This window comes from Aureispira sp. CCB-QB1 (assembly GCF_000724545.1).
Taxonomy (GTDB): Bacteria; Bacteroidota; Bacteroidia; order Chitinophagales; family Saprospiraceae; genus Aureispira.
In genome coordinates this window covers 1-22836 of record NZ_JHBV01000140.1, presented here as the reverse complement: position 1 = coordinate 22836, position 22836 = coordinate 1, and the positions used below count along the sequence as shown (strand labels likewise).

At 32.9% G+C, this 22836-nt stretch carries 22 protein-coding genes and 1 pseudogene; 14 read left to right on the top strand and 9 right to left on the bottom strand.

What is annotated here, in order from left to right:
- Positions 1-6: 6 nt before the first annotated feature.
- Positions 7-1290 carry an acetyl-CoA C-acyltransferase gene (locus CG11_RS27180; RefSeq protein ID WP_052600060.1) on the bottom strand — a complete coding sequence of 428 codons (1284 nt, stop codon included), beginning with the start codon at positions 1288-1290 and terminating at the stop codon, positions 7-9.
- 93 nt (positions 1291-1383) lie between these two features.
- Here CG11_RS27180 and CG11_RS27175 point away from each other — a divergent pair, with 93 nt between their 5' ends.
- Complete coding sequence (locus tag CG11_RS27175) at positions 1384-1833, top strand: helix-turn-helix domain-containing protein (protein WP_052600059.1); 450 nt, start codon at positions 1384-1386, stop codon at positions 1831-1833.
- A gap of 767 nt (positions 1834-2600) precedes the next feature.
- On the opposite strand, the gene CG11_RS27170 is transcribed toward CG11_RS27175, so the two are convergent.
- Positions 2601-4010, bottom strand: coding sequence for a T9SS type A sorting domain-containing protein (locus tag CG11_RS27170; RefSeq protein ID WP_052600058.1), 1410 nt, complete (start codon positions 4008-4010; stop codon positions 2601-2603).
- 213 nt (positions 4011-4223) lie between these two features.
- Between CG11_RS27170 and CG11_RS30275 the strand changes: the two genes are divergently transcribed.
- From CG11_RS30275 to CG11_RS31095, 13 genes and pseudogenes are all read left to right on the top strand, one after another.
- Positions 4224-4457, top strand: coding sequence for a hypothetical protein (locus CG11_RS30275; RefSeq protein WP_156039940.1), 234 nt, complete (start codon positions 4224-4226; stop codon positions 4455-4457).
- Positions 4458-4746: 289 nt separating this feature from the next.
- Positions 4747-5847 (top strand): serine hydrolase, encoded by a 1101-nt coding sequence (locus CG11_RS27165; protein ID WP_052600057.1) that lies wholly within the window; start codon positions 4747-4749, stop codon positions 5845-5847.
- A gap of 150 nt (positions 5848-5997) precedes the next feature.
- Entirely contained in the window at positions 5998-7047 is a 1050-nt protein-coding gene (locus tag CG11_RS27160; protein WP_052600056.1) for a sensor histidine kinase, read from the top strand.
- Positions 7028-7795, top strand: a complete 768-nt coding sequence (locus tag CG11_RS27155) for a LytTR family DNA-binding domain-containing protein (protein ID WP_052600055.1) — start codon at positions 7028-7030, stop codon at positions 7793-7795. Before CG11_RS27160 ends, CG11_RS27155 begins: the two co-directional genes overlap by 20 nt.
- 167 nt (positions 7796-7962) lie before the next feature.
- Positions 7963-8601 carry a helix-turn-helix transcriptional regulator gene (locus tag CG11_RS27150; RefSeq protein WP_052600054.1) on the top strand — a complete coding sequence of 213 codons (639 nt, stop codon included), beginning with the start codon at positions 7963-7965 and terminating at the stop codon, positions 8599-8601.
- Between the two features lie 105 nt (positions 8602-8706).
- Complete coding sequence (locus CG11_RS27145; RefSeq protein WP_052600053.1) at positions 8707-10377, top strand: T9SS type A sorting domain-containing protein; 1671 nt, start codon at positions 8707-8709, stop codon at positions 10375-10377.
- A gap of 220 nt (positions 10378-10597) precedes the next feature.
- Entirely contained in the window at positions 10598-11314 is a 717-nt protein-coding gene (locus CG11_RS27140; RefSeq protein WP_052600052.1) for a hypothetical protein, read from the top strand.
- Between the two features lie 256 nt (positions 11315-11570).
- Positions 11571-12338, top strand: coding sequence for an energy transducer TonB (locus CG11_RS27135; protein ID WP_052600051.1), 768 nt, complete (start codon positions 11571-11573; stop codon positions 12336-12338).
- Between the two features lie 252 nt (positions 12339-12590).
- Entirely contained in the window at positions 12591-13133 is a 543-nt protein-coding gene (locus CG11_RS27130; protein WP_156039939.1) for a hypothetical protein, read from the top strand.
- Between the two features lie 24 nt (positions 13134-13157).
- The gene (locus CG11_RS27125) at positions 13158-13553 is read left to right on the top strand and encodes a hypothetical protein (protein WP_052600049.1); all 396 of its coding nucleotides are present in this window, start codon (positions 13158-13160) and stop codon (positions 13551-13553) included.
- Positions 13554-13673: 120 nt separating this feature from the next.
- Positions 13674-14177 carry a hypothetical protein gene (locus CG11_RS27120; protein ID WP_052600048.1) on the top strand — a complete coding sequence of 168 codons (504 nt, stop codon included), beginning with the start codon at positions 13674-13676 and terminating at the stop codon, positions 14175-14177.
- 13 nt (positions 14178-14190) lie between these two features.
- The gene (locus CG11_RS27115) at positions 14191-14649 is read left to right on the top strand and encodes an NUDIX domain-containing protein (protein WP_052600047.1); all 459 of its coding nucleotides are present in this window, start codon (positions 14191-14193) and stop codon (positions 14647-14649) included.
- Positions 14650-15147: 498 nt separating this feature from the next.
- Positions 15148-15342: pseudogene (locus CG11_RS31095) on the top strand (integrase core domain-containing protein); the annotation flags it as partial.
- A 23-nt stretch (positions 15343-15365) separates the two neighbouring features.
- Here the strand turns inward: CG11_RS31095 and CG11_RS27110 are convergent.
- The 7 genes from CG11_RS27110 to CG11_RS27080 form a co-directional block, all read right to left on the bottom strand.
- Complete coding sequence (locus CG11_RS27110; protein ID WP_052600046.1) at positions 15366-16637, bottom strand: HlyD family secretion protein; 1272 nt, start codon at positions 16635-16637, stop codon at positions 15366-15368.
- A gap of 2 nt (positions 16638-16639) precedes the next feature.
- The gene (locus tag CG11_RS27105) at positions 16640-18850 is read right to left on the bottom strand and encodes a peptidase domain-containing ABC transporter (RefSeq protein WP_052600045.1); all 2211 of its coding nucleotides are present in this window, start codon (positions 18848-18850) and stop codon (positions 16640-16642) included.
- Positions 18851-18874: 24 nt separating this feature from the next.
- Positions 18875-19945 carry a grasp-with-spasm system SPASM domain peptide maturase gene (gwsS, locus tag CG11_RS27100; protein ID WP_052600044.1) on the bottom strand — a complete coding sequence of 357 codons (1071 nt, stop codon included), beginning with the start codon at positions 19943-19945 and terminating at the stop codon, positions 18875-18877.
- 116 nt (positions 19946-20061) lie between these two features.
- Positions 20062-20250 carry a hypothetical protein gene (locus tag CG11_RS27095; RefSeq protein WP_052600043.1) on the bottom strand — a complete coding sequence of 63 codons (189 nt, stop codon included), beginning with the start codon at positions 20248-20250 and terminating at the stop codon, positions 20062-20064.
- Positions 20247-21236: a grasp-with-spasm system ATP-grasp peptide maturase gene (gene gwsG, locus CG11_RS27090; RefSeq protein WP_052600042.1), complete on the bottom strand. Its 990-nt coding sequence runs from the start codon at positions 21234-21236 to the stop codon at positions 20247-20249. The genes CG11_RS27095 and gwsG overlap by 4 nt, the downstream gene beginning before the upstream one ends.
- Positions 21237-21240: 4 nt before the next feature.
- Positions 21241-22419 (bottom strand): hypothetical protein, encoded by a 1179-nt coding sequence (locus tag CG11_RS27085; protein ID WP_052600041.1) that lies wholly within the window; start codon positions 22417-22419, stop codon positions 21241-21243.
- Between the two features lie 79 nt (positions 22420-22498).
- Positions 22499-22717 carry a hypothetical protein gene (locus tag CG11_RS27080; protein WP_052600040.1) on the bottom strand — a complete coding sequence of 73 codons (219 nt, stop codon included), beginning with the start codon at positions 22715-22717 and terminating at the stop codon, positions 22499-22501.
- Between the last annotated feature and the right edge of the window lie 119 nt (positions 22718-22836).

The following is a 22836-nucleotide window of genomic DNA, read 5'->3' as shown; positions in this document are numbered from 1 at the left end:
ATTTAATTATTTATCTAATATTAGTGCAAGACCATTTCCTCTTGCCGCACAAATTGAGACTAGCCCAGAACCTTTACCTTCCTGATTCAAAAGTTTTGAGAGGGTTGCAATTATTCTTGCGCCTGTTGCTGCAAATGGGTGACCGGTAGCTAAACTGCTGCCAACCATATTTAATTTAGAAAAATCAATTTCCCCTTTTATGGAGTCTAAATTTTGCTTGCTCCAAAATGGATCACCTAAACCTTTATTGTTCAATATTTTAATAGTTGTTAATGCCTGAGCAGCAAATGCTTCATGAATTTCAATAAAGGAAAATGAATCCAAATTTCTATTACTCTGTTTTAATGCTTTTTGAATCGCAAGTATTGGTGCTAGTAGTAGGTTTTGTTTATTGTTGATATATTCAATTCCAGCTGTAGCGGCAAAACTTAAAAAAGCTAGAATTGGATAATTATGTTTTTTTGCCCATTCTTCTGAGGCTAGAAAGATACCCGCAGCTCCATCCGAGAAAGGAGTTGAATTAGCTGCAGTAAGGCTTCCAGAGTTCAAATCAAAAGCCGGGCTTAAGGATCTCATTTTATTTAAAGAAGGGTTCTTTCTTAGTATTGAGTCTTCCTTAATTTGCCCGATGGGTTCAATCATATCTTCAATAAATCCACTTTGATATGCCCTTGTTAGCTTTTTGTGACTGTTAAATGCAAAATGGTCTTGTTCTTCACGCGTTATTTTATAATATTTAGCCATTATCTCAGCATGTTCACCCATTGAAAGACCAGTTTCTGGCTCATTATTGTTCGGGATTTCAGGGAGCATCAATTCTAAATTTCTCAGATTTTCTTTTGTAAAATCAGAAAGACTCAAATGTTGATTTAGAAATTCTTTTCTGAATAATTCATTTAATACTATTGGAGAATCACTTGCACTATCTGTACCGCATGCTATGCCATTTTCTATTTGACCTAATGCTATTTTATTTGCAATAATTATAGCTGCTTCCGCAGAAGTTGCACATGCTTTTTGAATATCAAATGCTGGTGTTAAAGGATGAATGTCAGTTTTTAGTAAAGATTCTCGTACTAAATTTCCTTGCGAGCTGTGTTTTATAACAGCCCCTCCAACAACTTCACCTAATATTTTATCTTTTAAAGCATACTTGTTGCTTATGGATTGAAGGGTAGTGGTCAAGAGTTCGTTTGCTGAATAGCTTTTCAAATATGTGTTAGCCTTACTAAACGGAGTTCTACTATGCCCTATAATAGCCACTCTTTTTATTAAATTATTTGTATTCATTCTATTATTTTCGTAACCAATTAATAAATAGTTTTATTTTAGAACTCAAATATATGTACATAAGTTCTAAAAAAGAACCCAGATAGTAAAAAAATGAAAAAATTTCAAAAAACTGAGACGAATAGATTGAATTGTCCAATTCAATTAACTGCTAACTTATTAGGTGAAAGATGGGTGTTGTTAATAGTTAGAGAGCTTTTTCTAGGCAACTCCAAATTCAGCGAATTTCAAGACAATCTGAAAATTTCTAAATCAGTTTTGACTAGCAAATTAAAAATGTTGGAAAATGCAGGTTTAATCGCGAAAAAAGAATACCAAGAAAACAACAAACGAGCTCGAAATGAATATTTCTTGACAGAAAAGGGAGGAGATTTAATCAAAATAATGAGTGCTATTTTAATTTGGGGCAACTCAAACTTGGTAGACAAAAATGAACCATTCCTCAAAATAGTAGACAAAAGTGGTGCTCCTGTTAAAATGACAATTGTTAATGAGGAAGGAAATTCCCTTAATTTAAATGACCTACAATTTATTTTATCATAGACCTTCTCCTATTTTGGAATGCCCTATAACTCTCTTATAAACACAATTGCGCGCAACCAATTATCTATGAATTGTTATCTAAGACCAAACTGGACAACAATCATCCTTTTATTTGAATGGTCAATGTCAAGGTAAGCCTATTGTTAGTGCTTAAGGTCAAGTAATTGGGACGAGCTACTACGGCTTGAATGGTTGGTCTAAGCTCTCTTACTGATATAGAAGGTTGTCTGGTGTTAGGCGACCTTTTGTATTGTTGTAGCATTCTAACATTGAAGTAATGATGATTTATTTCGATCTGCCTAGTAAGTTGGTGGATGATGTTTGGGATAAGGTGGTAGGAACATAGAAAACAAGTTGCTCTGTTGTTGGGAGACTTTTATCTTGTCCTAGTTGATGCAAAAGTATGAGTTGGCTCCAACCCAAATTCGGATTTGGAAGAAACAGTTGCAGGATGGTGCAGAAGATGTTTTTTAGAAACCAACATCTAAAAGGTCAGAAGAAGAAAAATATCTAATAAATTATTAATGAGCGGAAAATGCTCCTAAATATGAGATAGACTTCAGCTCAGTGTAAAAACGCCAAACCTATGATTTTTCTTATTCGGCTTAAAAATTTGCGAGCAAAAATCGTAGGTTTAGCTTAAGAACGGGGCTCTTACTGTTAAATGCTAGGTTCTCAGAACAGCATATGCATATGAAAGAGCCGTTACCTGCAATGAAAAAGTGCATATTATGATAATTAATAACACCCGCCCAAAGCTGTCCATCTTATTTATTCAAAACTAATTTCTCTTGAGAAATTAAACCCTTATTAGAATTTATCTTTAAAAAATAAATCCCTGAACTTAGACTTGATAAATTAAATATAGAGAGTCTTTTATTAACAGTATAATTAGAAACAAGCTGACCTATTGAATTATAAATTTCAAGCGTATAATTCATTGAAGGATTAAAATCTTTCATTTGCACGTTTAATACTTCATAAGTAGGATTAGGATAAAAATCTACTCGTTTACTCTTAATGTTATCTATTATAGAAACGGAAGTCAGTGCCAAATCTAAAGAATCAAAAACTACCACATATTGACTAGGAACATTATAAATTGTATAAGGAGGTTTTGCCTGAGCCAAAGTAACAATTCGACCATCACTTGCTTCTATACTTTTTGTTGCTGCTGCTGGTTTTGTTAAAGTATGTGTTCGACTCCACAAAGAATCTCCATTAGGACTCACAACAATCACCTTCAAATCATCACTAAAAGTTCCTGTTATAACATAGTTTCCTGAAGAGTGATGCAAAACATCGATTCCTTTCATAGGAAAAGTTCTTGTCCAGTCTGGTGTTCCAAAACTATCTGTCTTCATTACTGTAGTAGTACCAACTCCAGGAGCATAAGGATTGGAGGCAACTATTATAAAACTATCTTCATTCACCTTGCAAAAATCGTTAATATACACTGGATAAGTATTTGCTGTTTGCCATACAATATTTCCTCCTAAATCCAATCGATGCAAAGAATCATGTTGAAGTAACCAATAACCATTAATATTTTTTTCAATTCTACCTGGAGTTGAAAGCCCAGGAGGGAATGGAATTGTTAATAGCTGTCCATTAGGCAATAACTCTTTTATGGTATAATCATACATTGATCCTATTGTTATTGGATTTCTAGAACCTTGTACTGTTGTGATACCTCCTTCATCATTTTTTAGATAATTATCAATGGAGTTTTCACAATTATCAGTCATCACGTTAGTATTAAGTATTGAGCCACTTGAGGAATATCTATAGGTACAATAATCGTGAAATGGGATAGATTGACCTATAAACCCACACGTGTAATTTTGTCCAATGTTCCCTAATGTCAAAAAATCATTATTAGCACTCTCAATTACATTACACCTTCCATAATGACTATGGTCATGATAGCTAGTCCATACTGTATCTCCATTGAAATCAATACGAACTAAATATTTTTTTAATGTATAATTCTCAACGATTGGAGCTGTTAAATTAACATTCCCGACAATAAAAAAATCTCCGTTTTGAGTTTCAATAATATCGCTAGGATAATGATGATACAACGAATCCCACCCGTAATAATGGATAGTTTGCGCAAAAAGTAAATTTGCACAGAAAAAAAATGCTATTAAAAATTGTAATTTAAGCAAAACCATAACATATCATGTTTTAAGATGTAAAAAGTGTTTTCTTTAAGTATTCAAATTTATTCATTAAACGAAACATTTGAGTATGTTGTGATTTTGAATTTAAAATAAATAAAAGACAGTAGGTAACACAGCAATATATCGCCATAGGGGGAGTTTATGAACTGTCTAAAACTCATTCTCTGCCGATAGAGCTAATGCATAATTATTTAGCATCTTTAAATGAAGTTAATAGCAATAAAATTGGAGCGTTGGGTGCATGTGCTGGTGCTATGTATAGTATTACCAAGCTACACCAAGAAGTTTTTTAATGACATTGCCAAAGCTGACAAAAAATTATATTGGATGAATACTGAATTGGAATCGCCTTTTCACCAATTTAATTATTACGACCAAGATGTTGAAGTAAATGAGTCTATAGCACAAGCAAGTAATTGGTTCAGAGAAAAAATGTAAAAAGTACGACATATACTATGTAGCTCGGCATACTTTTGCTACAGATTTAGCTGCTAAGGTGTTGATTCATTAAACTTGAAAACTTCTTAATTAAACAGGGAATAACCCGCATTCGACAAAAGTCGGTTTACTAAAAAGTAAATCACTTCTACCTTTGTCTAAAACAAAATTAGGTAAATGGAGGCGTTAAGTAGGTGAGATGTTTTTTTCTTTTGTAAAAATATTCTTGAGGGATAGTAATCCTAAGTTTGTCTTATTTTATATACATTCAAAATATAAATTATACAACATGATTAAAACACAAAGTTTATTTTGGGGAATTTTCGTTATTTTATTGGTACTATCTAGTTGCAGAGATGAGTTTGATTTAGAAATTCCAAATGGTGCATCAGAACAAGAAAAGATTGAATTGGTTGATTCATGGCTTAGTAAACTACAAAAAGACCAAAAATTCAATGGTTCCGTATTACTTATAAGAGATGGGCAATCGATGCTTGCCAAAGGGTATGGTTTTACCAGTCACGAAAAAAATGAACAACTAACAGCCAATTCTTCATTTCGGCTTGCTTCGGTATCCAAACAATTTACTGCGGCTGGTATTATGCTATTAAAAGAGAAAGGAAGCATATCTTATGACGACTTAGTGTCCGAATATATTGAAAATTTCCCTTATGAAAAGGTCACCATTCGTAGCTTATTAAATCAATGTTCAGGTATTCCTGACATCTATATTGAGCTTGCGCTTGAGAATAAAGATAATATTAATGTGCTTACCAATCAGAAAGCCACCGAGCTGATCATAAATGAAAACCGTTCAGCGAAAAAAGAACCTTTTGAAAAGTTTGAATACTCGAATACAAATTATATCCTTCTGGCAAGATTGGTTGAAATTGTCTCTGGTAAAAGTTTTGAGGATTATATGAAGGAGGAGTTATTTGAGCCATTGGGAATGGAAAATACGAGAGTTTGGAATTTGCTCTCTGCAGAGACAGATTTTACAAACAAATGTGGCGGATTTAAGATTGAAGGTGGTGTTTATAAAGAAGTACTGCCTGATTTTGTGGATGGTGTTGCAGGTGATGGAGCCGTATTTAGTAGTATAAACGATTTTTTAATTTGGGATAAATTCTGGTATGAAAATGATTTATTAAGCAGCTCTAATTTGGCAGAAGCATTTAAAAAGCCACAATTGAATAATGGAAAATCATCGGACTATGGGTTCGGATGGGTTGTAACAGACGATGGTGCTTGGCACAATGGAGGTTGGCTGGGAGCACGTACTTATTACAGTCGAAACACTAAAAATGGAACAAGTATTGTCGTTTTAGATAACTCCTCTAATTCTGATTTGTATGAGATAGCAGAAGAGATAGGAAATATTTGGTTATAACCGATCATCAATCACATAGTAGCAGCGCAGCTAATCAACGAACTACTACTATCATAAGAGACAACATTTAATTAATAACACCTGCTTTGAATTGACCGGCAACACTTATAGTGTTGCCGTATTGATTTTCTAACCCAACCAGAATAAATTATGGCAGAGGAAAATTTACGATTGTACAAATTACAAAAAGGAGATAAGTTAATATTCATTTTGTTTTTCTGGATTTTTTCGCTTTTGCTAATTTTATCTAGCGAAGACATGGGAGAAAAATGGATATATGGTTTGTATACGGTTATGGTGTTTGTAGGGAATGCTGTTTTAGTTGTATATTTTATAGTGTTTAGGTGGTTAAAGCAACTTAATACTCGCAAGCATTATTTACTTCTTATCTTAAAAACGATTTTATTTACCGTTTTTCTATTGGCTTTTCAGGGGCTTGTATATTATTACTTTATTGAAGTGACGCCAGACGAAGAAGGTGTTACCTTAGGAGATTTTATAAATGTATCTATTATTATTTTACTACTGAGTAGTATACTGTTGGGAATTATTATGTTAAAAAAAGGAGTTGGATCTCAGATTCAGATGCTTAAAATCGAAAATTTGCAAAAGACTTATGAGTTAAAAGCCCTCAAAAAACAAATCGACCCTCATTTCTTGTTCAACAACCTCAACACCTTAGATGCTTTTATTGAAACAGATGTCGGAAAAGCCAAACCTTATATACAAAGGCTTGCTAAGCTTTATCAATATTTGATTAGAACGCAAGATGAAGATACCGTCAACTTAGAGGAGGAAATGAATTTTGCCAATGATTATATTTATCTTATAAAAGAGCGGTTTGGAGAAAATTATCAATTTAATATTATAAATAAAAGAACAAAAAAGGAAGAAAGGCTCATTCCGCCTTGTGCTATTCAAACAGTTTTTGAAAACATAGTAAAACATAATAATGCTTCGAGAGGCAAGCCTATTATCACGAAAATTATTGTGGAAGATGAGCAGATGGTCATCAGTAATAACATAAGATCTAAAGAAGAACTTGTTGTATCTTTTGGTGTTGGTTTAAGTAATTTACAATCTCGTTACCAAATACTTTGTAATCTTCCTCTAATCGTAGAAGTTGATGAAAATTATACCATAACATTACCTCTTATTCTAAAAATAAACGACCATAAGTATGAACGTTATAATAATTGAAGATGAAAAACCTGCTTTTAATAAACTTTCAAAATATCTTTTGGAGCATAGGGCAGATGCTCAGGTTTTGGAATGGTTTGACTCTGTGGAAGATGCCCTAAAAGGCAAAGAATTATTCGCTCAATGCGATTTATTACTTTCTGATATACAATTATTAGACGGAAACTGTTTTCAGTTATTTCAACAATTAAAAATAAATTGTCCAATCATCTTTTGTACTGCCTACAACAAATATATGGAGAATGCTTTTGAAACAAATGGTATCGCATACCTTATCAAGCCCTATTCTCAAGAAGCATTTAATAATGCAATGCAGAAATATGAACATTTTTTTGAACAAAAGAATACTGTCCAAACCAATAAAGACACCATCCATTTAATTGAAAAAATGTTTCAGCATAATAACAAAAGCTACAAACAAAGATTTAGCATAAAAAAGAAAAACGGGATTATCATTAAGAAGGTATCAGAGGCCTATTACTTTCAAGCTTCAGGAGATTTTTGCATTCTTGTAGATGTTAATGGAGAAAAACATATTGTAAACTATAAAATATCCGTATTAGAAAACTTGCTAGACCCTCAGTTATTTTTCCGAATCAATAGAAGCGAAATCGTTAACATTGAATATATTTTAAAGATTGAACCTCACTTCAAAAACAAGATGCAAATCCTTTTACCCAAGGGCATCGAGCTTTATACAAGTGGTGCTAGAACCCCTGAATTTAGACGGTGGTTGGAGGGGGAATGAATTTTGTGTAGGGAATAGCTATATTTAGATGTGCATGGTTTGCGCCACAGAATATACCTGAGTCGTTTTTTGTTATGCGGACAAAGGTACCTCAAAAAATATGGACTCAAGATTAGTTAAAGATTTTATTATCTTTGTAGTTTATTGTATCATTTCAAGGTGGAAGAATGCATAATAAATTAATTGACAGGGATTTAGATAGAGTGGCGCAAAGTATTGTTGGGGAGATGAAACAAAAAGGGTTAATTGTTCCCGAACAAATAGATTCTGATGAAACATTAAAAATTATTAACCAATCATCGTATATGGTTGCGATAGTTGAAGACGATTTTCTTAGTGCAACTTTAGTGAGTGATAATATGCTCACCAATTTTATGGGAACATCGTGCAACCGATTAACAGATTTTGACTTACTTTCATTTGTAACAACAATGGATTCTTCGTTATTTAATCATATCCCAAAAACTCGTGCTTTTTTTAAGAAAAATAAAAATACGCCCTATTTTTTTCAACTAAAAAATAAAGATTTTAACCAAAATACCGTTTGTTTTAATGGTGTCTATGTTCTTTTAATAGAAGAACCTACGCGTTATTTAGCTGTTGTTAAAAAAACAGACCATATTCCCCAAGAAACTCTCACGAAACAGGAACGAGAAGTTGCTTTACTTCTACAAAAAGGCTACACACGAAACGAAATTGCTAAACGATTATATATTAGTAATAATACCGTACACTACCACACTAAGAACATTTTTAAAAAACTTGGAATCAATAGAAAAACACTACTGCCTACTATAATTTTGTGATTTGCCTTAAAAAAAGTGTAAAAACTACCCAAATGGGTAGTTGATTGAGAAGCTTATTTCATAGACCTTTGCGAAAACTTTTTTTTAATTAAAAAATTATGCAATATGGCAAAAATTACATTTTTTTTATTAGCAATGATTCTTTCATTTTTAGGAATGAATGTGCAAGCACAACAAATACCTACGCAAGATTTAGTCGTAGAGTACCTGTTTGATAACAACCTTTTAGAAACGAGCGGAAGTTCCTATAATGCTGGAGCTTTAACATCAACAAATAGTGTTAATTATGTTCAAGGAATAGACGGAAATGACGCTGTGTCTCCAAATGGAGAAGTATTGAGCAATGTAGGAAATATTGCTTTTTCTAGTAATGTAAAGGAATATGTAGTAAGTTTTTGGTTCAAAGCAAATGCTAGTGCTAATACCACACCATTTAAGCTGTTAGAGTTAAAAGACCAAAATAACAGTAATATAGGCTTAACCGTTGAGGTAGCAAATAATGGCCAACAATTAAATGTTACACAAAATGCTAGTGGTTTAACTAGTCTGGGATCATTTAACAGTTTTTTAGGTTATTTAGACAATAATTGGCATCATATAGCAGTAAAACTTGTTTATTGGCCTGGAGGACAAAAATATTATTTACGTACTTATCTTGATAACGCAGAAATTATTGATGATCAAGCACAGGTTTCTTTAAGTAACGTTTGGGTTTTTGGAGGGTTAAATATTTATATTCCTTCACAAGTTATGGGAACAGGCATTGCTCAAGATTTGAAAATAGATAATTTCCGTTTTTACAAAGCTCCGATTACCCTAACACAAATAGCAGCATTATATAACGAAAAAAACAGCGGAGGTACTTGTGCAATTGTAAACATACCAGATGCTAACTTTAAAAATGCCTTATTGGAGCACGGAACAAATATTGTTGGAACAAACATTGGCATAATAGATACAGATGGTGATGGTGAAATTTGTCAAAATGAAGCACAAGCTTACACAGGATGGATTTATGCGCAAAATAAAGGTATCAGCGACCTTACAGGAATTGAAGCTTTTACTGCTTTAACAGGATTAAATTGTTCTGTAAATCAGTTGACTAATTTAGATGTTTCAGCAAATACTGCTTTAACAAGATTAATATGTGATGATAACCAGTTAACTAGTATAGATGTTACAGTGCATACCGTTTTAGATTACCTACAATGTGGACATAATCAGTTAACGAGTTTAAACATTTCGACTAATACAGCTTTAACACAGATATGGTGTCAAAATAATGGGTTAACTCATTTAGATATTTCAACAAACACAGCTCTAGAAGTATTAAATTGTAATAATAATCAGTTAACCAGTTTAAATGTTTCTAACGGAAACAATACCAACTTAATGAGTATGTCTGCGTTTAATAATCCAAGTTTAACTTGTATTCAACATGATGCTGGTTATACACCTGTACCGTGGTATCAAGGTAATGGTTGGCTTAAAGATGCTACTGCAAATTGGAGCTCAAATTGTAATGTTGTAGGTATTGAGGATATTGAGTCTTCTGAGAATATTTCTCTTTACCCCAATCCTGCAAGTAATATTGTAATGATTGAGATGGATAACCTACAATCGGTAAAAGTGGTCGATGTGCAAGGAAAAGAAGTGCTAAAAAGCACCAATAGCAAAATTGATATTTCTGCATTGAAAATAGGAATGTACTTTGTACAAATAACAAGCAACAATGGAACTATTGCCACTAAAAAGCTATTAAAAAATAAACTCTAGATTTTATTGGAAAATATTATTCAACATATAAAATAATTCGTTCGGTTGTTCCTTTTTAATAGTAAGGAAGAAATGACTGTAAAAAATAGTGTATATGCAAAAGGCGAAAAAGCATTAGTGATAGTTGCCTTTGCATATACACTTAATCGTTATCTGTAACAAAATAGCCGATTAGCTATAAAACTAAATTGACTACCAATTATCAAAATCCACCCATTTAATGACAAAAATTAGCTATCTCATAATTTTATTCTTTTTTCTAAATTTAGTAACCTTAACTGTGGGATGTACGAATAAAGAAAACATAAAAAAAGAAGCTAAAACGTTGTCCGAGGCTACAACTAAGTCTAAAGCTCCTGCCGTTCAAAATGTATATGATTTTAAAGCAGATTCAATAGGGTTTGACTCTCCTGAAGAAGTTGCAAAACAAGTTGTTGAGTTTTTACAAAATAGGGATACAGCCAAATATCTGAATGCAATCATTCCTCTCGAAGCTCAAAAATATCTTTTTTCTCAAAACTTTGAATATAGACCTGACATTAAAGATCAAGCTAAGTTTATGAAACTCCTCGAATCAAGATTTGAAAGGAGAATGAATAACTTTTTAATCAGATCGGAATATATTACAGAAATAATGGAAAGAGATAAAGGCTTCCAAATAAAAAATGCCACAATTGATACTATCACGATAGAGGAAGTACGAATAAAAAATTATGGTGGCTTTAATAGATTTATTGTTGGAAAATGGGCGGATGTCACTGTCAAAATGAAGTTTAATAGACAAGATTATTTCTTTGAAATTCCTCAAATAATAGAACTTAAAAACAAGTGGTTTTTATATTATCCTGAATATTATATCAGGACTAAAAGGGACTTAGAGTTTATTAAAAAGAGAGTTAAAGAAATCAATGCAAAAACTGATGAGTTTTGGTTATAGATAGAAAGGAAAATTTCTTATGTATATGACCATGTTAACTATGAGGTGAAAGCTCAATTCTTAGATTGGGTAAGACTCCGAAAAGCCTATAATTTTGCTGGCAGTTTAAAACAAAATATGAGCAAAATTGTAAATTTTGCTCTTGAGATTACTTATCTTCATTATACATAGCCCCTAAGATAGGCAAAGTGACCAATGACTGTAGTTTAAAATGAATTTGAACCTTAAAAGATAAAGTAGTATAAACCATGAACTTATGAAAAATAAAATGCTTATTTTTTCCATTATACTATTCTTTAATTTAAATACCTTTTCTCAAAGGTTATATTTTGAAGGTCTATATATGGCAGTTGTTGATTCAACAAGCTTGTCGAAGGAGAAAAAATACTTAAAATTTTATAAAAATAGAGATGTTGTAAGTGCAACATCTATAGGAACACCTCAGAAAGTAAAAAACTGGTTATTAATAGAAAGTGAGCATGTTTCTAAGGGTAAGTATAAAATCAAAAATGAATATATTTCCTTTTACTCAAAAAATAAATATGGCAAAGTAAAATATTCAGGGAAAATTAAGGCAAATGGCTCTTTAGAACTAAATAGCAAGAGTATGATAAATGGGCATGAAGCTCTTTACCTTTATAAATATATCGCTCCAAGTGAACTTCAAAAAGAGGAAAAAGTTGTAAACAAATCTCCTGTAAAAATATTTTCATATGAAGAGGTTGGTATAAAACCTAATTTTATTGGAGGAGAAGAAAAAATGTTACAGTTTATCCGTGAAAACTTATTATATCCGCAGGAAAGTATAAACAATAAAGTAGAAGGGGTTGTTTATGTCCGATTTGTTGTGGAAAAAGATGGAAAATGTTCAAATCCTGAAATCATAAAAGGATTAGATGAAAATTGCAACCTAGCTGTTTTAAAGATAATTGATAAAATGCCCCTTTGGAGCCCTGGAAAAGATAAAGGAGTGAGAATAAGGTGCTATTATGTTTTACCAATAAAATTCACTTTACCTCAATAAAAATAAAAGACTACAGCGATTAAGATTTATATCTTCATCTTATACTCAGATTTTATTTACTTTAAACAGACTCTCTACTATTATCCAATTTTTTAAGTGTTTTAATTCCTCTGATCAATCAGAATACTTAATTTGTATTTTGGCTTGCCTGATTTGATTTTGAGCCTTTCATATTCTGTGGATTTAAAGGTATAGCTTGAAGTGGGATTAAAACAACAGCTCATACTCGCAATAAAAAAAACAAAAATTCCCATGCTAGATTGGTTTAAAAAAGATAAAAAAACAACTAAAAAGGATACACTCATCTTTTTAAAAGAGTTAAGACTTCCTAAAATGATTTTAGAATTATTTATAGAATCAGACATTGCTAAAGAAAGTCCGTTGTCAAAATACTTTAGATTTCCATTTGAGCTATATGATATGGATAAAAAAAATCAAGAGGCTTGTCACATGAATATCTTTATACCGATTTTATGTGACATGAACTTTTACCAAATTTATGCTTATGATAAAATTAGAAAAGGATTCTTTACCTATGATATAGAAGCTCCTAATAAAGATTGGAGAAACGATGCACCAAGATATGCGTGGGAAGGAATTTTTATTCTTGATATTTTGTTTTGGTGGGAATGTGAAATACCAAATGAAGAAATTATTGCTTGGGGAGAAATGCTTAATTTAAAACATACCAAAGAAATACTCTGGAGTATTGAAAATGAATTAGAAAATTCTAAACCTGATACTACGAGAGGTTGGGAGAAAAGAATAATTAGAAAATTTAAATTTGATCAATAAATTCATGTAATTAAAACAAAAAAAATGGCTAGAGAACTTATCTTTAAAAAATCTGGAATGGATATTAAAAAAGCGATATCGTCTAGACTAACTTCTCTTCAAGAAAGACTTGACGCAAGAAATATAGAACTTGAAAAATTCTTGCAGCAACCTGAAAAAATTAGATCATATATTTTACGAAATACTCAATACAACTATGGTGGGCATAGACATGGATCTCCTAGTAGGCTATTTGGTAAAGAACATATTTCAGTTGAAGAAGTAGAAGAAATAAACCAAATGTGCAAAAGGATAATGGAGCTTGAAAATGAAATTAACAGTCTAAAGCTTGTTGCTAAACATCTTAATCATGATCAAAGTTTCGATTTAGGTTTTGAAGATCTAATAAAATATGGCTTTTCTATTGATGCTAAATTATAAACAAGAAAAGCATAGAAATACGAAAAAGAGACCAAGCAAACTAATTATTTTGCTACGGAAAAATATAAAAATTTTGTGCAAATGTTATCTGAAGATGAATAAAGATTTAAACTTTGAATAATGCCTAAATATCTACTATTTATCCTTGTGTTTTTTGTTAGTAAAGTATCTAATTGTCAAGTAGATACGGTTTTTGTTCTAAAGAAAGTATTAGAAGATAGTCAAACTATGATTGATGCTTTTCAAGCAAAAGATATTGATACTTTTATGGATTTTATACATCCTAAAATCATAGAGTTATACGGTTCTAGGGAAAACTTTAAATACGAGATGACTAAAGATTTACCATTGGAGATTATAGAAACAAAACTTTCATTTCCTAAAACTTTATTGGTTAATGAGTATAATTACCAATGTGTCCTTGAACAGAAACAAACGATTAAAGTTGATCTTCAAAAGATGTATACAATTAGTTCATTAGTTGGGATTTCTTATGATAAAGGCAAAACTTGGTACTTTATAGGAGTTTCAAAGAACTCATTTGAGCAACTTAAAAACACATTTCCAGAACTTGATAATAGATTAAATATTATGAGACAAACAGCCCCCATATTGATCGATTAACTATTTAGATTAAATGAAATTAAGCTCAGGTATTATACTTTATCGAAAAAAGAACCATAAAGTTGAATTCTTTCTGGTTCGCCCAGGTGGACCATTCTATAAGGAGCATCAAAATAACATTTGGACCTTCCCTAAAGGAGAAAAAAATGAAAATGAGTCTGAAGAAGAAGCTGCGAAACGAGAATTTAAGGAGGAAACGGGAATTGTTATAAATCAAGATATTTACCCATTGGGAAAAATAAAACTCAGAAAAGGAAAGTTAGTTTGTGCATTTTATTGTGAAAGAGATGTGAATCCACAATTAATCTCTAGTTCATTATTTGAAATGGAATACCCCAAAGGCTCAGGAGTAAGAAAGCGCTTTCCTGAAATTGCAGAAGCTAGATGGTTTATATTTGATGAAGTAAAAGAGAAAATTCATCCTAAATTACTCCCATTTATTGAACAGCTTGCCAAAAACTATATAGAATAGAGAAACGTGTGTGCTCACTCTCAAGTTTAACCATTTGTTGTATGGAATTTAAAAATAAGGCATTTTGTAACTGATTGTTAGGGTTTTAGTAATAATATTTATTTGTAAATATAAAATTTAATCAGTTTCTTAAGAAGAGAGAAACTACTAATTATCAATATAGCTGAATATGGGGAAGTGGCAATTTTTTTTTATCGCAATTTTATTACTTTTTGAGGGAAGTTCCTCAATTCATGCTTAGCATTAAGTATGAATATAGCCCGAATGGGGAGTAAACTTGTAGCTCCAGTGGACGGAGTCTGCTCAATTGAGTCGGTTTTAGGGCAAAATGAGGCTAAAAAGGGAGATAATAGAGTAAAAACGGCTTCATAAAGAAGAAATAAGCTTTTTTCAGCTAAAATCCAACTACATATCTAAATTACAATAATGCATCTTGCTTTTTGTGCAAAAATAAATGAGGCTGCCTGATTTTTACTTTTCAGACATCTCAACGGAAAAGTTGAACGATCTAATCTTACTGATAAGACGGAATTCTATCAACTAATTGATTATGTAGGTGATATTGGCATTAGGAAAATGTTTAAAGAGTGGGAGATTTTTTACAACTGCCACAGACCCCATGGATCTTTGAATGGTCAAACACTATTAGATGTACTAAGAAAAAAAATGGTTACTTTATATTTGTCATGCTAGGTTCTGATTGGCACAATTAAGTATCATCTTTCAATTACCTCCAACAATCCAGCAAAAACACGCTCCAATAAAGTATATTCCTTCGTTTGTACAGCAACTGTCACACTCATTTTTTGCTGCTTAGGAATTTTAATTCCATAATTGGTAACCCAATCTTGCGGAAGATCTAAAAGAATCTCATACTGGTTTTCAGTAGGAATTGGAGCAATTTTAGAAACCGTTGCAGACAATGTTCCATATTCTGCCGAAGGATAGTTACTAAAATAAACTGTTGCCTTTTGCCCAATGGCTATCTTCCCAATACCATTGGCATTCATTTTGGCTTTGAGGAATGACTTTTTTTGCGAGATAAGGGGCATTATGGTTACAACTGATTCAGTCGTTTTGATTGAACTTCCTGCTTGAAAGTTGCTACTAAGAACAACGGTTCCTGATGATGGAGCATGAAGGATATATTGCGTTTTCCATTGTTCGATTGTTGTTTTTAGAGCTTCTTTCTTTTTTGCAAATTCCGTTTCTAAGCGAAAGAAAAGATCGTGTCTTTGCTTGTTCGATTCTGGAATTTGAAGTTCAAGCTGCTGCACCTTTATCCTGTTAGAAATAATAGATGATTCCATTCGATGAAGTTCTCGTTCACTCTGCAAATACGTATTCTCTTTTTTCTCAAATTCCTGTTGGCTCATAACTCCATCTTGGAGTAATTGTTTAGAGCGTTCCAAGTCTTTCTTGACATTGCTTAATTCTTTTTCAAAAACTTCTTTTTGTTTTAATAAGGAAGCATTAAGAACCTTATTTTGCTTGATCTCATTGCGAACCCCTACAACTTGTTTCGTTGTTATGTCACTTCTCTTGGCATCCTTTATTTGTGTGTCTAAAAGAGCCAATTCTTGGTACAACGTATTAAGTTCACCTAATTCCTTAGAACGTAAATCTTCATTGACAATAGAGCGTGTTTTTTGCTGTAAGAGACTGTCTAATGCCAAGACAGCTTTCCAATCAGTCGTAGATTCTAAAACAAGAAGAGGACTGTCATACTCAACTGTGTCATTATTACCTACGAATAAGGTCTGTATGATTCCATTTTTTTGTGGAAATACATCAATAGGTGGGCGGTCTATATAGGTTATTGCTTCTGCTTGGAGTACATCTGGATAACGGATTATCGCTGTAATCCCTAAAGTAACGCTTAGAAAAATAAAAATTACAGTAATGCCCCAATAGGTAAGCCATCCTGGGGGATTTCCCATGGCTTGTTCTACTAATGTAAATTCAGATGATGGAGTGTTTTCTGGCATATTTATTCTTTGTTTGTTCCAACTTGTTCTACATCGAGTTGATTTTGAACTAACCTATAATATTTCCCTTGTTCTTGGAGCAATGATTTATGAGTACCTTGTTCTACGATCTGTCCGTTATCTAAAACCACAATTTGGTCCGCATTCATAACCGTACTCAGTCGATGAGCAACTACAATAACTGTTTTTGATTCAAGAAACCTATCAAGATTCTCTACAATTTTGCGTTCATTGGTAGCATCGAGCGAATTGGTTGCTTCGTCTAAAAAAAGCACATCAGGATTTTTGTACACCGCTCTAGCGATAAGAATTCGTTGTTTTTGCCCTTGTGATATACCGCTTCCTTTCGAGCCAATCATCGTGTTATACCCTAAAGGGAGCGAGTCTATCAGATCACTAATGTTCGCTACTTCTATAGCGTGATCGAGCTTTTGATAATCAATAGTGGTGTCGCTCTCTGCAATATTATGAGCAATCGTATCAGAAAAAATATACCCATCTTGCATAACGGTTCCACACAAGCTTCTCCAGTAGCGTTTATCAACGGATGATAACGGTGTTTTTCCAACCAGTATTTTTCCTTTTTGTGGCTCGTAAAATCCAAGGAGTAATTTTAATAAGGTTGTTTTTCCACTTCCACTTGCGCCAACAATGGCAGTTGTTTTTCCTGCGGGAATTCTTAAATTAACATGCTGTAAGACAGCAGATGAAATGGGATTGTAGGAAAAAGATACATCTTGAAGTTCCAACTCAATGCTATTGGGGAGTTGTTGTGTTTGAATGACGTCTTGCGTATTCTCGTCTTTCTCAGACGTAATTTCGCTCATTCGCTCCAAGCTGATTTTGGCATCTTGTGCAGCGTAGACAAAGCCTATGAATTGCTGAAAGGGGGCACTTAGTTGCCCCACAATATACTGTACCGCAACCATCATTCCCAAGGTCATTTCCCCATTAATAACCGCTGTAGCTGCTATAAAGGATATGAGAATATCTTTGAGTCTTGAAAAAAGTAAAACTCCAAATTCTTGGTACTGGCGTAATGCTAAGGATTTAGTTTGGACACTAAAGAGCTTGGCTTGAATTTCGACCCATTTCCAACGTCGTTTGCGTTCACTTCCTTGCAGCTTTATTTCTTGAACCCCGTTGATGATTTCATACAAAGCCTGTTGGTTTTCGGATGCTTGCTGAAAGGTCATATAATCCAACTCTTTTCGCCATTTCAAAAATCCCCACACCCATAATAAATAGAGGATAGAGAAGAAGAAAAAAACGGCAAAAATAAGCGTGTTGTACATCAATAAGATAGCCGAAAAAACGACAACGGTAACAATAGAAAATAACATATTGAGAATAGAGCCTGTTAAGAAAGATTCTACTCGATGGTTATCGCTGATTCTTTGGTACAAATCCCCGACATTTTTTGCATCAAAAAAGCCCAATGGCAGCCGCATCATTTTGGCCAAAAAATCAGCAATCAAATTGACGTTTACTCTACGACCAATGTTAAGCACAATCCAAGACTGAATAAATCGCACAAAAACTTGGCTCACAGACAAAACAAGTTGCGCAATGAGTACCAACCAGACAAAGCTTATATTTTGATTGTTGACACCAACATCTATCAAAGATTGGGTGAGAAAAGGAAAAATGAGTTGAAAGACTAATCCTGCCATCATACCCAATATAAATTGCAAAATGAGTCGCTTATAGGGCTTTATATATCCTATTAGATACCTCCATTTGGAGCTGTCTTGCTCTACCACATTTTCTTCATAGAAAGCAGGAGTTGTTTCGAGTCCTAGTACAATGCCTTTTTTTCCTCTATTACACCATCCTTTTTCAAAAAAAGATCGTTTTAATTTGAGTCTCCCTTCTGCGGGATCAGAAACCCATACGTATTTTTTGGAAATTTTGTAGACAACAACAAAGTGTTTTTGTTGCCAGTAGGCAATGCAAGGGAGAGGAAATTGCATCAGTCCAGGTACATCACCCTCTTTTGCATAGTTGAGCTGAACGGCAATAGTTCTGAAACCTATATTCTCTGCTGCTTCTGTAATACCCAACATAGAAACCCCTTCTCGTGTAATATAACTTTGCTCTCGAAGATACTGCAATGGAACAGATTTACCATGCCATTGTGCAATCATTTTGAGACAGGTTGGACCACAATCCATGGCATCTAACTGTTTGTAGAATGGGAATTTTAAGGGCATAGAGGAAGAAGAAATAAGATTGGATTAAAAAGTAGATTGAAGTTGATAGTATTCGATGGCTTTTTCTTTCAGGGGATTGGTACTCCAGTCTTCCCACTCACAGGTTTCAGGATTGTACCCACATTTTAATGGTGCAGCGTATACATCCTCTGGGTTTTCTAAATAGGCTCGACAATCGGTGCATATATGCCGAAACTCGCAGCCCTTGCATTTTTCAATTTCATCTTTTTTGATGTTCCATACTTTCGTGAAAGCTGGGTTTTGTATGACTTCTTCTAAAGTTGTGTCATTGATATGCCCAAAGGATTGTTGCATAGAAGGACAGTTCTTGATACGCCCTTGTGTGTCGATAGATATTTTTCGATTAAGACAGGTGTTATGGTGTTGGGATTCTGTGAAATGTTTCATATTAGGATTAAAATACCTAAATCCTACTAATCCACAGCAATTTGAAGACTTTACGGCTTTTGTTATCCAAAATATATCTAAAAATTCACTTTGTACCTCTTTATCTTCTGGGGCAGAAGCAAGAATAATACGTTGTACTCTTCGTTGATTTATAAATATTTGGTGGATTTTTTCAACAGTCCAAAAAGTACTGTACTGAATAAGTAATTCTATACTTCTAATACCTGTAAGCTCAAAGGAGGTTAATATGCTATTTATCTTCTCTAGGGAAATTGGATCAAAAAACCTAATCTCAACAGCCTTGACACCAAGGATATTCAAATCAACTCCAATGTTTTTAACATGATAAGTTGAAAGTTTATTTAAATCTACAATAGCATTTGAAATTTTGGCAGGATAATCATAATCCAAGGGCAATTTTGGAAAGAAGGAAATATCGTCTGTTTTGATGCCATACCCTTCTTCAATCAAATTCTCTAAAAAAAGATCAATACCTTTGTTATATTCATTATTAAACTGTTGTTTTACTTCATCTATACTAAGTTCTTCTTTAGACATAACTTCAAGTATATCAGCTAATAAAAGAGGTATCAACTTATATCTCAAATGTTGTAAGTCTGTAATAATTCCCCTTGAGATGCCTTTCACTATAATGCAATTAGCATATAGCATAAAATAGTTTTTCATAGTTTTAGATGAGTTAAGAGCATGAATGCTTTAATTTAAGAAACAACTAAAATAGCTAGCCAAGTATTAAGTTTGTTAATAATCGTTCTTCACTAAAATATCTTTAAGAAGTAACTTTATATAAAACGAGATATTTTTTTATAAAATGGCTTCAAAGGTACTCTAGTAGACTGATGTGCTTGAGTTTCAAAAATAATCCTAATTTTATTTTTATCTTTTGGTTTAAGTGTTGCTAAAGTTAAAGTTAAAGGTATTTTGGATGCTTTACCTTTGTTTATTCCCAATTCTTTAAAATGTTTTTTCATACTTTAGAGCTTAAAAAGTTAGCTATTTTGTGTTCGATATGGTAGTTGCAAGGATAAGAGGTCATACCAAATTGCCCGACTGGATTAACTTCTAGAAACACCCATCGACCGTCTCTTGTTTTTACAAAATCTAATGAACCACTGTTTAAATTCAGTGTTTGCATCAAAACCTCACATTTTTTTTCGATATCTATTGGCAGATTGTATGGAACTCTTCGGTTTGGTTTTGCATAGTTATACACCCTAAAGTCAATTTTAGTCTGCTCATCTTGCTGAGAAAAGATAGCCATACTATAAAATTGACCATTCATGTAAAATACTCTAAGCTCGTATTCCTTATCTAAGTACTCTTGACACAAAGAAGGGAATATAGCATGCTCTAAAGCATCTAAATCCTCCTTTGTAAGAATAGCTGTATATGGTACATAAACTTCATCTTCATTTACTGGAAGATGCGTTACATTATAAATAGCTTTTATTATTATTTGATAAGAATGTTTCTCGTGAAAGGTTTCAATAGCTTTTTTGGAGGTAGTTAAAATAGTATCAGGAACACTTAAACCAATATTACGAGCATGAATTAGAGTATTTATTTTATCATTTGTAGCTGTTTCATAGTAATTTAACCAGTCTTTTTCCAACCCTAATACCTCATAAACAGCACGCATAAAATAATGCATTTCTGTGAACATTGCTTTTCTGATTTCTTGCTCTAATTCATTATTCACAAGCTCTAATTTTTCTGGAACAAATCGAGCACTTCTTCTGAACCAAACTTTAGTGACCTCATTAGAAGCGATTAGCTTTTCTTGGGTTTTTGCATCAAAAATAGTTACAACTTGTTCTGAGTTTTCTAATTGAACCACGAAATGATACTTTTCACGTTCATCTATATTCAATCTAAAAAATTGTTGTTCTTTATATCCAAGCCAGTCAATAATGTCATTAGTAGACCAATCATCTACTACTGTTATTATTAAAATCATGCGATTATTTTATTTCTATCGTTTCTATAATTTTTTTTCCTGATCCTTCTAATATAGCTACATCATATTTTCCCTTTTCAGGAAAGAACAAGAGTGCTTTTCTATTTTTTTTGTGTAATTCAATAGCATCGGAAGGAACAGTTAATATATCTTTATCTTTAGTTGGAAAAACCAATATTAGTATTGGAAAAACTAAACTATCTTCTAACTTGATTCGTTTTCTATGGTATCGTTTATTATTATATAACCAAGATGGGCGTTCTTTTTTATATCTTGTTCTGGGATGAAAGAGAATCAGATCTGAAGCACTGTCTGAATACAAATTCTTCGTTTTTCTATGTTGCATAAAACTAGGACTAGGTAAATTTTTTATGCTTGCGTAGAATGGATGTTCACATGCCGTAGAGCTTTGTTCATTCATCCGAGTCTGATTTATAGTCAAGGGGTCTATCCCTGTTAATTTTTTAAATTGGTAAGCCATTAGACCACCATAGTAAGTAGTATCTTCTCGAATATGCCCTCCTCCTGCATGAATAATAATTTTAGCATCAGGATTTTTTGACAATACTTTTGCAATGCGCTTTGCTTGTGTTAATTCTCTTATTTTTACTGATACACGAGAGGTATCATAATCAAAAATAGTAAAACCTAATTTTAATGCCTCTCGGATCATATTAGCATATTGAGGATCTGCCACATAATACCCCATTCTTTTTGTAGGATAGCCTTTTTCCTTTAGTAAATTAGCATCTCTTAACCCTTCCAACCCCAGATGTGTGAACCCTCGTTTTTTAAGCCCTTTTAACAAGTTGGCTGTAAACAAACGATGTTGGGGGCTAGAATGATTCTCATTAATCATTACTACTTGTCTATCCTCTGATAGATGTAACAGGTGTTTTTCGGCATCAATAGGTTTGTAATCCTCTATGCTTCGTCCTGTTTCTTCTGGCATACTGTATGTAGTGGGATGGCAAATATTGTAAGTAGCTAAAGATTCTCTATTCAGACCAATAAAAGATAAATGTTCTGCAGCTTTTTCACATTTCCGCACTTTAGTAGAATCAAAGCAAGTCGAATATTTATCCTTTACTTGTAAATAAGTTGCATAGGCAAAGCCTCGTTTTTGCGAATAGGATGCTGTTGATAACAATAAACTTATTACTAAGAAAAAGCTTTCTTTCATAAAAAATTAAATTTTAATTGGGACAAATTGAGACAAGCAAATGTCATTTGACATTTGCTTGCAAATTAAAGCAAAACTTCTAAACACAGAAATCTGCTATTTCACCATCAGGGTCACAATCAGATAAAGGTAAATCCCCAGTATCTTGATAAGTACAACAATCCTCTTGTGCTGTCTCTGTGCAGCAAGGATCTCCATTACAAGTATCCGCAGCAGCAGGCCCTTGAACGGCTGTCGCACCTGTAACACTATTTGTACCTCCTTGCAGTTTTTCCAAATCTGCCTCATTTATTTCCATTGCTTTAAATTCATGGAACAATGATTCTAATTTATCATTAGAGTTAATTAGAAAAAGTTGACTATTCGCGCCCACACATGCGAGGACTTATAATCCCGAAAGGGGCTTTGTACCCTAAA